The organism is Kineococcus esterisolvens, assembly GCF_050871405.1.
Taxonomy (GTDB): Bacteria; Actinomycetota; Actinomycetes; order Actinomycetales; family Kineococcaceae; genus Kineococcus.
Genome location: NZ_JBJLRI010000029.1, coordinates 32,551 through 47,375 on the forward strand (window position 1 = coordinate 32,551; position 14,825 = coordinate 47,375).

The 14,825-nt window shown below is 76.4% G+C and carries 10 protein-coding genes; 5 read left to right on the plus strand and 5 right to left on the minus strand.

The window, feature by feature from the left end; genetic code table 11:
* Positions 1-131 precede the first annotated feature (131 nt).
* Positions 132-1,547 (plus strand): septation protein SepH, encoded by a 1,416-nt coding sequence (sepH, locus tag ACRYR8_RS11145; protein ID WP_432484591.1) that lies wholly within the window; start codon positions 132-134, stop codon positions 1,545-1,547.
* 85 nt (positions 1,548-1,632) lie between these two features.
* On the opposite strand, the gene ACRYR8_RS11150 is transcribed toward sepH, so the two are convergent.
* From ACRYR8_RS11150 to ACRYR8_RS11170, 5 genes are all read right to left on the minus strand, one after another.
* Positions 1,633-2,040 carry a YsnF/AvaK domain-containing protein gene (locus tag ACRYR8_RS11150; protein ID WP_432484593.1) on the minus strand — a complete coding sequence of 136 codons (408 nt, stop codon included), beginning with the start codon at positions 2,038-2,040 and terminating at the stop codon, positions 1,633-1,635.
* A gap of 7 nt (positions 2,041-2,047) precedes the next feature.
* Positions 2,048-2,848, minus strand: a complete 801-nt coding sequence (locus tag ACRYR8_RS11155; RefSeq protein ID WP_432484595.1) for a DUF2382 domain-containing protein — start codon at positions 2,846-2,848, stop codon at positions 2,048-2,050.
* Positions 2,849-2,975: 127 nt separating this feature from the next.
* Positions 2,976-4,163 (minus strand): alkaline phosphatase family protein, encoded by a 1,188-nt coding sequence (locus ACRYR8_RS11160; RefSeq protein ID WP_432484597.1) that lies wholly within the window; start codon positions 4,161-4,163, stop codon positions 2,976-2,978.
* Positions 4,164-4,170: 7 nt separating this feature from the next.
* Positions 4,171-4,821, minus strand: coding sequence for a DUF5998 family protein (locus tag ACRYR8_RS11165; protein ID WP_432484599.1), 651 nt, complete (start codon positions 4,819-4,821; stop codon positions 4,171-4,173).
* 70 nt (positions 4,822-4,891) lie between these two features.
* Positions 4,892-7,588, minus strand: a complete 2,697-nt coding sequence (locus tag ACRYR8_RS11170; RefSeq protein WP_432484601.1) for a bifunctional acetate--CoA ligase family protein/GNAT family N-acetyltransferase — start codon at positions 7,586-7,588, stop codon at positions 4,892-4,894.
* Between ACRYR8_RS11170 and ACRYR8_RS11175 the strand changes: the two genes are divergently transcribed.
* The 4 genes from ACRYR8_RS11175 (at position 7,587) to ACRYR8_RS11190 (ending at position 14,692) form a co-directional block, all read left to right on the plus strand.
* Positions 7,587-8,255 (plus strand): nitroreductase family protein, encoded by a 669-nt coding sequence (locus tag ACRYR8_RS11175; RefSeq protein ID WP_432484603.1) that lies wholly within the window; start codon positions 7,587-7,589, stop codon positions 8,253-8,255. The genes ACRYR8_RS11170 and ACRYR8_RS11175 overlap by 2 nt on opposite strands.
* A 37-nt stretch (positions 8,256-8,292) precedes the next feature.
* A complete protein-coding gene (locus ACRYR8_RS11180) occupies positions 8,293-10,776 on the plus strand; it encodes a DNA gyrase/topoisomerase IV subunit A (protein WP_432484605.1) in 2,484 nt (827 codons plus the stop codon).
* Between the two features lie 123 nt (positions 10,777-10,899).
* Positions 10,900-13,221 (plus strand): glycoside hydrolase family 65 protein, encoded by a 2,322-nt coding sequence (locus tag ACRYR8_RS11185; RefSeq protein WP_432484607.1) that lies wholly within the window; start codon positions 10,900-10,902, stop codon positions 13,219-13,221.
* A gap of 109 nt (positions 13,222-13,330) precedes the next feature.
* A complete protein-coding gene (locus tag ACRYR8_RS11190; protein ID WP_432484609.1) occupies positions 13,331-14,692 on the plus strand; it encodes a M20 family metallopeptidase in 1,362 nt (453 codons plus the stop codon).
* The last annotated feature ends 133 nt before the right edge of the window (positions 14,693-14,825 follow it).

A 14,825-nucleotide genomic window follows, 5' to 3' on the forward strand; every position in this document is an offset into this window, starting at 1 on the left:
CCCGTTGCCGCGCACCGCGCCCGCCGGGGGTGCGGCCGACGCGGCGGCGGCTGCGCGCCGTCACCGCGCGCGGGCGGACGGTGGGGACCGGTGGTGCCGCCAGGTGAACGCGGCACGGCCCAGGTGGCAGAGTGCGTGCAGCGCTCGGCCCGACCGGGAGCCGCGCCGACCGGGCCCGACCGGCCGCGCCGCTGCAGACGACACCGCTGGAGGACGCCCTCATGCAGGACTTGAGGCTCGTCGGGGTCCACGACGACGGCGAGCACGTGGTGCTGGCCGCCGCCGACGGAGCGCGCTACCGGCTGCGGGTGGACGAGGCGCTGCGGGCCGCGGTGCGCCGCGACCGCGCCCGCCTGGGGCAGCTGCAGATCCAGCTGGAGGCGCAGCTGCGCCCCCGCGACATCCAGGCGCGCATCCGCGCCGGGGAGTCCGCCGAGGAGGTGGCCGACGCCGGCGGGCTCCCCCTGGACCGGGTGCGCCGCTACGAGGGGCCGGTGCTGGCCGAGCGCGCCCACGTCGCCGGCCTGGCCCGGCGGACCCCCTACCGGCGCTCGGGGGACAGCGGCACGCTGGAGGAGCTGGTCGTGTCCCGGCTCAGCGCCCGCGCGGTCGACCCCGAAGGCGCCCGCTGGGACTCCTGGCGCCAGGAGGACGGCGACTGGACGGTGCAGGTCGAGTTCGTCGCCGGGGGCCGCGGGCGCGTGGCCCGCTGGGCCTTCGACCCCTCCTCGCGGGCGCTGACGGCGACCGACGACGAGGCCCGCTGGCTCAGCGAGGAGGAGCCCGCGGAGGCCGGGCCCCTGCCGGCGCGGCGGCTGGTCAGCGTGGCCGGTGAGGCCGCCCGCACCGCCGCTGAGCGGGTCTACGACGTGGAGGCCGACGGCGGGGTGCGCTCGGCGGAGCGTGGCGCCCGGGCCCAGCGCCCCGGGCCCGGGGAGCTGGCCCCCGGGCTGCTGGACGCCCTGGACGCCCAGCGCGGGGTGCGGGGCGAGCCGGCGCCGGCCGCGGAGGCCGGTGAAGCGGCCCCGCGCGTGGACGCGCTGCTGGCCGACCCGCCCCCGGCGCACCCGGCGGCCTCGGCCCCCCACGAGCACGAGGACCGCACCGTGCTGCCCCCTCCTCGTCCCGCGGCACCGCGGGACGAGGAGGTGCCTGGCGAAGGGACACCCGCTGAAGAGGCACCCGCTGAAGAGGCACCGGGCGAGGGGGCGCCGGAGGAGGAAGCGCAGGGGCGGCGGGAGGACGGCGGTGCACCCGGCGAGGGGACCGCGCCCCGGGACGGCGAACTGCCCGGCGACGGCCCCGCCGAGGAAGCGCCCTCGACCGGAGCCACCGCGGGCCGGGAACCGGGAGGGGAGCCCGCCGCCGCCGCGGCGGGGGCAGCCGGCGAGGAGCCCGCCGGGACCGAGCACGCCCCGGCCGCTGAACGGCCCGCCCCGCGGCGCCGCAACCGGTCCGCCCGGCGCGGTGGTGGTGGTGGCGGTGGTGGCAAGCGCTCCAGCGTGCCCAGCTGGGACGAGATCATGTTCGGCGCGAAGAAGGAGTGAGCACCGCGTCCGGGGGCGGTCACCCGTCCCCGGACGCGACGAGGCCCCGTGCGGCGAACCGCACGGGGCCTGGCGCTGCACCTGCTCACCCCGGCGGGGAACTCGCCCCCGTCGCGGGATCCCGGGTGGCCACCTCGTCGACGGCGACCTGCTCGGTGCGCAGCTGAGCCTGCACGACCTGCTCGGCCGCGGCCGTCCGGACGCCGACACGCACCACCTCGGTGGGCTGCACGCGCAGCGAGACGACGGGGACCTCCTCGTGCAGGACGATCTCCAGGGGCTCAGCGGGGGTGGTACGCCCCGCCGGGGCGGTCCCGTCCGCGTCGAGTGGCTCGTGCTCGATGACGAGCTGCTCGACGCGCACCGGGACCTGCACCGTGCGCACCTCGGAGACGATGCGCTTGCGGAAGCGGACCCGCTCGCGCGGGACACGCACGTGCTCGACGCGCAGTTCCTCAGCCGAGCGGAGGACCTCGGCGGGTTCCTCGCTCACGCCCAGCTCAGCGGTCGCGCTTGGTGGTGGTCTCCTGGCCGGCGTCGAGGTCGATGTGCTCCTCGCGGACCTCGGCGGAGACGGTCTGGTCCTCCTGGACGGTCTTGGTGCCCATGCGCACGCGCTCGACCGGCACGGTCTCCTTGGCGGCCACGGCACGCTCCTCGTGGAGGGTGACCTCGTGCTCCTCCTCGGTCAGGTCGCCACCGGACATCGCCGCACCGCGGTTGGCCTCGGTGATCGGCTCGCGCTCGACCACGACCTCCTCGCGCTCGACCGGCACCGTGCGGGTGACGTTCTCGCTGGTGATGTACTTGCGCAGGCGCGCACGACCCGCCTCGCGGCTCTCCTTGGCCACGTGCAGCTCCTCCTTGGAGCGCGTCATGGCGTCGTCGGTGTTGGGGCCGGAGGTGTCGTGGCCCTCGCCGCGGACCCCGGTGCCGGCCGTACCCGTCGTGGTGGTGTCGGTCGCCGTGCCCGTGGTGCCGGTGGTCCCGCTCATGCCGTAGTAGGCGTACAGGTCGTTCTCGTCCTGCTCGCTGAGCTCGTGGCCCGGGTCGTGGTGGGGCGCGTCCTTCACCATGGCCTTGGCGAACGGCACCGTGACGGTGTCGCCGCTCATCGTGGCCTGCGACAGCGGGATCAGGGAGACGTTCGAGCCGAAGAGGCCCGTCTTGACGGACACCCACTCCGGCTGGTTCGTCGCGTTGTCCAGGTAGACCTCGTCGACCTTGCCGATCTTGTCGCCGTCCGTGCCGGTGACCGTGGCGCCGTAGAGCTCCTCGACGGAGTTCATGCCGGAGATCATGTCGTGTCCCTTCCGTTGGACGTGTTGGCCGTGTTCGCCAATCCCTTGACAACGAGAGGACTACCCCTGCCCGGGGGGCTCAAACGGAGGCGTCGGGAGAACTTCCGGGAGGTTCCCGGCGGCCTGTTCACAGGAGCGCGGTGAACAGCGGCACCAGTCGCTCGTCGTCGGTGAGGGCGCCGTGCTGCCCGACCAGGCGCAGGGTCTCGGGGCGCATGCGGGCGGAGTCCACGACCGCCACGGGCCCGGTCATCACGGCGAGGACGTCGCCGATCCGGCCGGTGACGCGTTCCTCCACCGGCCCGAACCACCCGGCGGCGACGGCCTCGGCGCGGGTGAGGACGCGCGCCACGCCGTCGAGCCGTCGCGCCCACTCCCGGGCCACGGCCGGTGCCGCACCGGGCTCGGTGTACAGCTGCACGGCGCGGGGCTCACCGCCGACGTGCCGCACGCCCGCGCGCAGGTCGGGCTCGTGGGCGAGGTCCAGGCGCTGCGGGGCGGCGACGTCGACCATGCCGTGGTCGGCCGTCACCAGCAGCAGGGTGCCGCGCGGCAGCCGGCGCGACAGCTCCGCCACGGCGGCGTCCACGCGCCCCAGCTCCTCGCCCCACTGCCAGGAACCGACGCCGTCGCCGTGACCGGTGCGGTCGAGCCGGCCCCAGTAGACGTAGGTGAGCCCGCGGGGGGCGGCGCGCACCGCCGCGACGGCGGCGTCCACGCGCGCCTCGAGCCGTTCGGGGGTGCCCACGAACCGGCCGCCGCGCAGCGCCGCCTCGGTGAGACCGGAACCGTCGAAGTGCGGCGGCGCCACGCGCGTGACGGGCGCGCCGGCCGCGGCGAGGTGCTGGAACACGGTGGTGTGCGGCTGCCAGCGGCGGGGGTCGACCGGACCGTCCCACTGCAGCTGGTTGAGCAGCGCGTCGCGGTCGGGGTCGAGGACCTCGTAGCCGACCAGACCGTGCCCGCCGGGCGGCAGGCCGGTGCCCAGCAGGCCCATGCTGGTGGCCGTCGTGGTGGGGAACCCGGCGGTCAGGACGCGGTGGGGGCCGTCGGCGCGCCAGCGGCGCAGCGCAGGCGCGTGCCCGGAGCGCTCGCGGAGGGCCACCTCCCCCATGCCGTCGACCAGGAGGAGGCAGACCCGCTCGGCCGCCGGCAGCACCAGGCCCGCGCCGTCGGCGCTCGCGCCCCCCGCGCCGTCCAGCGGCACCCCCAGGGACCGGGCGACGGCGGGCATGAGGTCGGCGAGCGTGTCCGTGCCGTAGGCGGGCACCGGCAGCGGGGCGCCCGCGGGGCCCCCGGCCCGGGGCGCCGTCACCGCCGCTTCACCGCGACGTGGCGGCCGACAGGGCCCGGGCGAACTCCACGGCCGCGGCCACCGCGTCCGCGCCCTCCGCGGCTCCCGCCACCCGGACGGTCAGGTCGTCGCCGGTGAGGGTGCCGGTGTAGCCGTGGTCGGCCTCGCAGTCGGGGTCGGGGCAGCTGGCCGGCTCGAGGTCGAAGCGCTGCACCGCACCCCAGCTGAGGGTGAGGCTGACCTCGGCGGGCACCGCGCCGGGGCGGTGGTCGGCGGGGCGGGTGACGACCTGGGAGACCACCACGGACCCGACCTGCTCCAGGGGCACCGACTCCGTGGAGCAGACCGCGTACGGCTCGGGGGAGGTCTCGTCGGGCCCGTGGTCGTCGGCGTGCGCGACGAGCAGGCGCGTGGCGGTGGTGGCCAGGACGGTGACGTGCCGGCGCACCTCGTTGGCGTCGATCGTCGTCTCCTGGTGGACCAGGTGCGCCTCGACCTCCTCCTCGGCCAGCGCCGTCACGAGGCTGTCGGCGACGACGGCCGGGTAGTAGCCGGCGCGCTCGAGGTCGGTCAGCAGCCGGGGCGGCAGCTCGGCGGGCCGGGCCACCGAGCCCGCCTCGGAGCCGGAGGTGCTGGAGGTGCCGTGCCCGGACCGCCGGGAGTGGGTGCGCTCGCGCATCCCCCCATCCTCGCGCACCCGCGGGCCCCCGCGAGACCGGGCGCGCTCCCCGCGGTCCTCGGGCCGGTGCTCAGGTGGGCAGGGTGCGGCGGTCGGGGTCGGCGCGACCCTGCGGCGGGGCGAGGATCACCTCCGCGCCCAGCACGCGGGCGCCGCGCTCGGCGACCAGGACCGGCGACAACCGCATGTCGGCCACCTCGGGCAGGGCGTCGGCCAGCACCGCCACGCGGGCGATGACGTCCTCCAGCGCCTCCACGTCGAGCACCGGCGCGCCGCGGTGGCCGAACAGCTTCGGGGCGGCCTTGACCGAGCGCACCAGGTCCGCCACGTCCACGTCGGTCAGCGGCGGGATGCGGTAGGCCACGTCCCCCATGAGGTCCAGCGGGTCGCCCTCGACGCCGAAGCTGACCACGGGCCCGAACAGCGGGTCCTCGGTGCTGCGCACCTGGCACGGCACCCCCAGCCCCGCCATGCGCTGCACCGCCAGCACGTCCGCGCCCCGTCCGAAGACCTGGCGCATGTCGGCGACCGCCTCGGCGAGGGCCGCGGCGTTGGTGATGCCCAGTCGCACCCCGCGCAGGTCCTGCCGGCCGGCGAGCTCCTCCCCGACCGTCTTCAGCGCCACGGGCCACCCCAGCCGCTGGGCGGCCTCGACGGCCTCCTCGACGCTGCGGACCTCCGCGCGCGCCAGCAGGTCGATGCCGCCGGCGGCGAGCAGGGCGCGCGTCGACTCCGGCCCCAGGGTGAGCCCGTCGGGGGCCTCGGCCAGCGCCTGCTCCACGAGGGCCCGCGCCGCGCGCAGGTCCACCCCCTCGGGCGCCAGCGGGTGACCGCGGTCGCGGCGGCGCCACTGCGCGTAGCGCACCACGGCGGCCAGGGCGCGCACCGCGTCCTCGGGCGTCGGGTAGGAGGGCACCACGGGCACGTCGGCGGCAGCCTCGGGACCGGCCGCGGTGCCCGCCACGGCCGCGGAGACCGCACGGGTGCCCAGGAAGCAGGTGACGGTGGTCTTGGCGCCCGCCGCCGCGGTGCGGGCCACCGCCGCGGCCACCGCCGGGTCCGGCTCGGGGGTGGGCGGCACCCAACTGGCGACCACGGCGTCGACGCCCGGGTCGGCGAAGGCCGCCTCCAGGGCCGCCGTGAAGGTCTCCACGCCCGCGTGGGGGGGCACCGCCACGGGGCCGTGGGCCACCTGCAGGCCCCAGCTGACGCAGGCGTCGGCGGCCAGGGTGCCCAGGGCGTCGGAGTTGCCGACGATGGCCACCCGCGCGCCCTCGGGCAGCGGCTGGTGCACGGCGACCTGGGCGACGTCGAAGAGCTGGTGCACGTTCTCCACGCGGATGACGCCGGCCTGGCGCAGCATGCTGTCGACGGCCTCGAACGGCGCGCGGGAGGCGCGCACGGCGTGGCCGGGCGGGACCCCGAACCCCGAGGCGCCCGACTTCACGACGACGACGGGCTTCTTGCGGGCCAGGGTGCGGGCCACCCGGCTGAACTTGCGGGGGTTGCCGACGCTCTCCAGGTACAGCCCCACCGCTGCGGTGCCCTCGTGGTCGAGCCAGAACTGCATGAGGTCGTTGCCGGAGACGTCCGCGCGGTTGCCGGCGGACACGAACGTCGACAGCCCCAGCCCGCGGCGCTGGGCGGAGGAGAGGACGGTCACGGCCAGCGCGCCGGACTGGCTGAACAGCCCGAAGCGCCCGGCCGGCGGGACCTGCCCGTACAGGGAGGCGTTCAGCCGCACCGCGGGGTCGGTGTTGACGACGCCGTAGGAGTTCGGCCCCACCACGCGCATGCCGTTGGCGCGGGCGATGCGCACCAGTTCGCGCTGCAGCGCCAGGCCCTCCGGCCCGGTCTCGGCGAAGCCGCTGGAGACGACCACGAGCCCCCGCACGCCCATCGAGGCGCAGTCGGTGACGGTGGGGACGACGGCCGCCGCGGGCACCGCGACGACGGCCAGGTCCACCGGGCCGGGCAGGTCCCGCACCGAGCGCAGCACCGGAACGCCCAGCAGCAGCTCGCCGGCCTCGGCCTCGGCGTTGACCGCGTGGACGGTGCCGGTGAAGCCGCCGGTGACGACGTCGGCGAGCAGCCGGTGCCCCACCGAGCCGGGGGTCCGGCTGGCCCCGACGACGACGACGGAGGAGGGCGTCAGCAGCGCCTGGACGCTGCGGGCCTCCGCGCGCTGCTCGCGCGCGCGCATCACGTCCACCGAGCGCTCGGTGGGGTCGATGGCGAAGGAGACCTCCAGCACGCCGTCGGAGTACCCCTGGCGCACCTCGAAGCCGGCCTCGCGGAAGACGCCGATCATCTTGGCGTTCTGCGGCAGGACGTCGGCGGTGAAGCGGCGGATGCCGCGCTCGCGCGCGGCGGCGGCCAGGTGCTCCAGCAGCACCGAGCCCAGGCCGCGGCCCTGGTGGGCGTCGGAGATGTTGAAGGCCACCTCGGCGGCCCGGGGCGCGCCCGGCCGCACCGGGGCGGCGTCGAAGCGGGCGATGCCGACGATGTCCTCGCCCACGGTGGCGACCAGGGCGACGCGGTCGACGTGGTCGACGTTGGTGAACCGCTCCAGGTCCCGCGCGGACAGCCGCGGCATGGGGGCGAAGAAGCGCAGGTAGCGGGACTCCTCCGACTGGCGGCTGTGGAAGGCCGCGACGAGGTCGGCGTCGGAGGGTCGGATGGGGCGGACGTGCGCGGTGCCCCCGTCGCGGAGGACCACGTCCGCCTCCCATCGGGTCGGGTAGCCCACCGGCGGCAGCGGCACCATGCCCGCCACCCTAGTGGGGGCCGTGCCGGGGGTGCGCGAGGATGCGCGCGTGGAGCTGGGGGAGGTCCTGCGCCGGCGGCGCATGGTGCGCGCCTACGACGGGCGCCCGGTCGGTGCGGCCGCGCTGGAGCGGGTGCTGTCGGCGGGGTTGCGCGCACCGTCGGCGGGCAACAGCCAGGGCCGCGACCTGCTGGTGCTGCGGTCGGCGCGCGAGCGCGCCGACTTCTGGGAGCTGACGACGCGGGGACGGCCGGGACCGCCCGGCGCATGGCTGCGGGGCATGCGCACCGCACCGGTGCTCGTGCTCCTGCTGGCCGACCCGGACGCCTACGCCGAGCGGTACGCGCTGCCCGACAAGCCCGGCCCGGACCGCGACGCGGACACCTGGGAAGTGCCCTGGCCGGACGTGGACACGGGCATGAGCGGGCTGCTGATGCTGCTGGCGGCCGTGGACGAGGGGCTGGGGGCGTGCCTGTTCGGGGTGCCCTCGGCGGCCCGCGGTGCGCTGCGGGCCCGCTTCGCCGTGCCGGCCGGGCACCGCTTCGTGGCCGCCGTGAGCCTGGGCCACCCCGCGCCGGGCGAGGCCTCGCGCCCCTCGCGGCCGCAGCGGCGCACCCTGGCCGACAGCGCCCACGACGGGAGGTTCGGCGCTCCCTGGCGCGGGTAGGTCCGGCGGTGTCGGCCCCAGGCGGCAGGATGGACCCATGGCACGACGTACGCCCGCTCCCCCACCGCCCGACGCTCCCGAGCGCATCGTCGACATCGACGTCGAGCAGGAGATGCAGGGGGCGTTCCTGGAGTACGCGTACTCCGTCATCTACTCCCGGGCCCTGCCGGACGCCCGCGACGGCCTGAAGCCGGTGCAGCGGCGGATCCTCTACATGATGCAGGACATGGGCCTGACGCCCGAGCGCGCGCACGTGAAGTCCGCGCGCGTGGTGGGTGAGGTGATGGGCAAGCTGCACCCGCACGGCGACGTGGCGATCTACGACGCCCTGGTGCGCCAGGCGCAGCCGTTCACGATGCGCGTGCCGCTGGTGGACGGGCACGGGAACTTCGGTTCCCTGGACGCCGGCCCGGCCGCGCAGCGCTACACCGAGGCCCGCCCGGCGCCGGCGGCGCTGTTGATGACCACCGGCCTGGACGAGGACGTCGTCGACTTCGTCCCGAACTACGACGACCGCCTGAAGGAACCCGGTGTGCTGCCGGCGGCCTTCCCGAACCTGCTCGTCAACGGCGCCAGCGGCATCGCGGTCGGCATGGCCACGAACATGCCGCCGCACAACCTCGTCGAGGTGGTCGCCGCGGCCCGCCACCTCATCAAGCACCCGGACGCCGACCTGCGGGCGCTCATGCGGTTCGTGCCCGGCCCGGACTTCCCCACCGGCGGGCGGGTCGTGGGGCTGGAGGGGATCCGCGACGCCTACGAGACGGGCCGCGGCACGTTCCGCACCCGCGCGACGGTGCGGGTGGAGAACGTCACCGCCCGGCGCAAGGGCATCGTCGTCACGGAACTGCCCTACGGGGTGGGCCCGGAGCGGCTGACGGAGAAGATCGCCGACAACGTCAAGGCCAAGCGGCTGCAGGGCGTCGCCGACGTGGTGGACCTGTCCGACCGGACCCGCGGGCTGCACCTGGTCATCGAGGTGAAGAACGGTTTCGTACCCGAGGCGGTGCTGGAGCAGCTGTACCGGCTGACGCCGATGGAGGAGACCTTCGGCATCAACAACGTCGCGCTCGTCGAGGGCCAGCCGCGCACGCTGGGGCTGCGGGAACTGCTCCAGGTGTTCATCTCCCACCGACTCGACGTGGTGCGCCGCCGCACGGCGTACCGGTTGCGGCGCAAGGAGGAGCGGCTGCACCTGGTCGACGGCCTGCTCATCGCCATCGTCGACATCGACGAGGTCATCGCCATCGTCCGCTCCTCCGACGACGCGGCCTCGGCGCGCGAGCGCCTGGTGCAGGTGTTCGACCTGTCCGAGACCCAGGCGTCGTACATCCTGGACATGCAGCTGCGGCGGTTGACGAAGTTCTCCCGCATCGAGCTGGAGCGCGAGCAGGCGGAGCTGAACCGGCAGATCGCCGAGCTGCGCGCGATCCTCGCCGACGAGGGCAGGCTGCGGAAGCTGGTGAGCGACGAACTGGCGCAGGTGGCCGCCGAGCACGGCACCCCGCGCCGCACCGTGCTGCTGACCTCCAGCGGGCCGGCGACGGGCGCGGTGACGCCACTGGAGGTGTCCGACGACCCGTGCACGGTGCTGATGTCGTCCACCGGGCTGCTGGCGCGCACGGGTTCCGCCGAGGCGCTGGGCACCGAGGGCCGGCGCAGCCGCCACGACCTGGTCGTCTCCGCGGCGCCGGCCACCGCGCGCGGGCACGTCGGAGTCGTCACCTCCTTCGGGCGCCTGGTGCGGCTGCCGGTGCTGGACCTGCCGGTGCTTCCGCCGACGAACGGGCGGCCCTCGCTGTCCGGCGGGGTGGCGGTCAAGGAGTTCCTCACCCTGGCCAAGGGCGAGCGGGCGCTCGCGCTGGTGCCGCTGCCGGTGGCGGGCGTGGAGGACCCCGACGACCCGGGTTTCGCGCTGGCCACCGCCTCCGGCGTCGTCAAGCGGCTCGTGCTGGAACCCCTCGGCAACCGCGAGGAGGTCGACGTCATCGCCCTGAAGGACGTCGGTGCGCGGAAGAAGGACGAGGTGGTCGCCGCCGTGCAGCTGCGCACGGGCGAGGAGGACCTGGTGTTCATCACCTCCGACGCGCAGCTGCTGCGCTTCAGCGCCTCGCTGGTGCGCCCGCAGGGGCGCGGCGCGGCGGGGGTGGCCGGGGTGCGCCTGTCCCCGGGGGCGCACGTGGTCTCGATGACGGCCGTGGACGCCGACGACCCGGAGGCCGTGGTGGTGACCGTGGCCGGCGACTCCGGAGCGCTGCCGGGGACCCAGCTCGGCTCGGCGAAGGTGACGCCGCTGTCGGAGTACCCCGCCAAGGGCCGCGCCACCGGAGGGGTGCGCTGCCACCGCTTCGCCCGGGGCGAGGACGTCCTGCTGCTGGCGTGGGCCGGGCGCGGGCCGGCAGAGGCGGCCACGCCCACGGGCACGGCGGTGGCGCTGCCCGAGGCCCCCGGTCGCCGCGACGGCTCCGGCACGGCGCTGGACAAGCCCGCCGCGGCGATCGCCGGCCCGCCGGTGCTCTGAGCCCCGGTCGCCCCGGGGGCCGGGGCGACCCGGGCTCCCGGGGGATGCGCGTGCGCGCAGCGGGCGCACCTGCTCGGATGAGCGCGAGCCCCGCCGGCACGCGGCGGGCGGGACGGAGGGCACGTGGGCGCGGGCAGGAGCAGGGGCAAGGACCTCGGCGCGGTGGACCCCTGGGCGGTGCACGAGGGCGAGCTGGACGTCTCGGCGCTGGAGCGCACCGAGTCGCTGTTCGCGCTGTCGAACGGCCGGCTGGGCGTGCGCGGCTCCCTGGACGAGGGTTCCCCCAGCGGCAGCCCGGGCACCTACCTCAGCGGCGCGTACGAGCTGTGGCCGCTGACGTACCCGGAGTACAGCTACGGGTACCCGCAGGTGCAGGAACGCATCGTGACCGTCCCCGACCCCACCCTGGTGGAGCTGTTCGTCGGCCCGGAGCGGTTCGACGTGCGCACCGGGGAGCTGACCGCGCACGAGCGCACCCTGGACCTGCGCACCGGCACGCTGCGCCGCGAGGCCGCCTGGACCTCCCCCGACGGGGCATCGGTGCAGGTGCGCTCGGAACGTCTGGTGCCGCTGGAACGGCCCGGCCTGTTCGCGATCGACCACCGCGTGCGCGCGGTCGGCGGGCCCAGGGAGGTGGAGGTGCGCTCCGCGGTGGTGGCCAGCCCGCAGCTGCACGACCCCCGCACCGAGGCCGTCGCGCGCGGCGGCGTCCTGCGCCAGCGCACCGACGGCAGCGGGCTGTCCGTGTCGGTGCTCGTCGACCACGACGTGACCGGCCCGGCCGAGACGCAGGTGCGCACCCACGCCACCGCCGACCGCGTCGTCACCACCGCGCACGTGCGCCTGGAGGAGGGCCAGGAACTGCGGGTGGTGAAGTTCGCGGCCCTGGGGTGGGCTCCGCAGGTGGACCGCCACGGCCTGCTGCCGCGGCTGCGCACCGTCCTGGACGCAGGTCTGCGCGACGGGTGGGAGCACCTGGCCGGCCAGCAGCGCACCGTGCTGGAGGAGTTCTGGGAGCACGCCGACGTGCGCGTCGACGGTGACCCGGAGCTGCAGCAGGCGGTGCGGTTCGCGCTGTTCCACGTGCTGCAGGCCGCCGCGCAGGCCACCGACCGCGGCATCCCCGCCAAGGGCCTGACCGGCACCGGTTACGACGGGCACACCTTCTGGGACACCGAGGTGTTCGTCATGCCCATGCTCAACCACGTGTGGCCGCGGGCCGCCGCGGACGCGATCCGCTGGCGGCACGCGATGCTGCCGGCGGCCCGGGACCGGGCGCGCGAGCTCGGCCTGGCCGGGGCGACCTACCCGTGGCGCACCATCACCGGCCGGGAGAGCTCCGGGTACTGGCCGGCCGGCACCGCGGCCGTCCACCTGAACGCCGACATCGCCGACGCGGCGGTGCGCCACGTGGACGCCACCGGCGACGAGGACCTCGCGCGCGACCTGGTGACGGAGGTCGTGGTGGAGACCGCGCGCTCCTGGGTGGTGCTGGGCCGCGAGGATGCGCAGGGCCGGTTCCACGTCGACGGGGTCACCGGTCCAGACGAGTACAGCGCCCTGGTGGACGACAACACCTACACGAACCTCATGGCGCAGGCGAACCTGCGCGCTGCGGTCGACCTCGCGGAGCGTTTCCCCGGGCGCGCACGCGAACTGGGGGTCACCGACGAGGAACTGGGCGAGTGGGTGCGGCTGGCGGACGCGGTGCACGTGCCCCGCGACCCGGACACCGGCGTGCACGCGCAGGACGAGGGCTCCACCCGCCGCAAGCGCTGGGACTTCGAGGGCACCTCCCCCGAGCAGTACCCCCTGGCCGACCACTTCCCGTACTTCAGCCTGTACCGCCGCCAGGTGGCCAAGCAGGCCGACCTGGTGCTGGCGATGCACCTGCGCCCCGAGGCGTTCACGGTGCAGGAGAAGCGCGCCGCGTTCGAGTACTGCGAGGCGCTGACGGTGCGGGACTCCTCGCTGTCGGCGTCGGTGCAGGCGGTGGTCGCCGCGGAGGTGGGTCACCTGGGCCTGGCCGAGGACTACGCGCGCGAGGCCGCGTTCGTGGACCTGCACGACCTGCGCGGCAAGACCGCCGACGGGCTGCACATCGCCTCCCTGGCCGGGGCGTGGCAGGCGCTGGTCGCCGGGTACGGCGGGATGCGCGACGCCGGCGGGCGCCTGGTGTTCGCCCCTCGCCTGCCCGCCGGCCTGCGGGGCCTGTGCTTCCGCACGCGGCACCGCGGGACGTGCCTGGAGGTGCGGGTCACCGCCGACGAGGCCACCTACACCGTGGTCAGCGGCGGGCCGGTGACCACCAGCCACCACGGCGAGGAGTTCACCGTGGAACCGGGAAGCCCGCGCACCTTCGGCGTGCCGGCGCTGGAACCGCTGCCGCGCCCCACGCAGCCCCCGGGCCGCGACCCGCGCGAGGTGCGTGCTCGCGCCGGCTGAACCGCGGGGACGACGCGCGGGGACGATCGCGTGAACTCCGTGTTCCGGCGCGGCGACGCGCCGGGGGGTGGCTGGCCGGGCACGGCGGACAGGAGTAGTCCTGCTGCGCATGGTCGAACCACGCGCTCAGCGCTCCCCCGCCGTGCCGGGCACCGAGCCCGCGCCGCCGGACGGCACCTACCTGGCCTCGCTGCTCGCCGGGGTGGAACGGGCCGCGGTGACCGCCGCACCGCTGGGCAGCCGCTTCCACGGGGCACCGGAGGACGTCCTGGACGCCACGGAGGCCGCCGTGGAGGCCCTGAGCGGTGAGCTCCTCGACCTGAGCCACCGGCTGCACGCGAACCCCGAGGAGGCGTTCGCCGAGCACTCCTCGGTGGGCGCCGTGGCGGACCTGCTCACCGCGCACGGCGTGCGGGCGCAGGTCGGCGTGCACGGGCTGGACACGGCGCTGCGGGCGGCCGTCAGCGCCGGCGAGGGCCCGACGGTGGCGGTGCTCGCCGAGTACGACGCGCTGCCGGGGATCGGTCACGGCTGCGGCCACAACGTCATCTGCGCGAGCGCGGTCGGCGCGTTCCTGGGACTGGTCCACGCGCTGCGCTCGGGCGCGGTGGGCGGCACGGCGCTGCTGCTGGGCACGCCCGCCGAGGAGGGCGGTGGCGGCAAGGAGACGATGGCCCGCGCCGGCGCCTTGGACGGCGTCGACGCCGTGGTGATGCTGCACCCGTTCAGCTACGACGTGGCGGTGCAGCCGTTCCTGGGCAGGCGGCAGGTGCGGGCCACGTACCGCGGGGTGGCCGCGCACGCCTCGGCACAGCCGTTCATGGGCCGCAACGCCCTGGACGCCGTGGTCGCCGGGTACCAGGGCATCGCGCTGATGCGCCAGCACATCAGCCCCGCCGACCGCGTCCACGGCATCGTGCTGGACGGGGGGCAGCGCCCCAACGTGGTCCCCGAACGCGCCAGCGCCGAGTACTACGTGCGCTCGGCCGAGCCGGAGACGCTGGCGGACCTGTGCTCGCGGGTGGAGGCGGTGCTGGTGGCCGCGGCCGCGATGACGGGGTGCGGGTACGAGCTGGAGTGGGACCGCCAGCCGGCCTACCTGCCGATCCGGGCGAACCTGGAGCTGGCCGCGCGCTGGACGCTGCACCAGCGCCGCCGCGGGCGCACCGCCCTGCCGCCGGGCGTGGTGCCGGAGAACCTGTCGGGGTCCACCGACCTGGGCAACGTCAGCGTGCGGGTGCCCGCGATCCACCCGATGGTCGCCGTCGCCGGGCCGGAGGTGTCGCTGCACACCGCGGAGTTCGCGCGGGCCGCCGGTTCCCCCTCGGGCGACGCCGGGGTGCTGGACGGCGCGGTCGGCCTGGCCCTGACGGCCCTGGACGTGCTGGCCGACGCGGAACTGCTGGCGGCGGTGCGCGCGGAGTTCGAGGCGGCCGGCGGCGCCCTGGACGTCGAGGGGTTCCTGGGGTGAGCCGGGCCGGGGGGGGGGGGGGGGGGGGGGGGGGGGGGGGGGGGGGGGGGGGGGGGGGGGGGGGGGGGGGGGGGGGGGGGGGGGGGGGGGGGGGGGGGGGGGGGGGGGGGGGGGGGGGGGGGGGGGGGGGGGG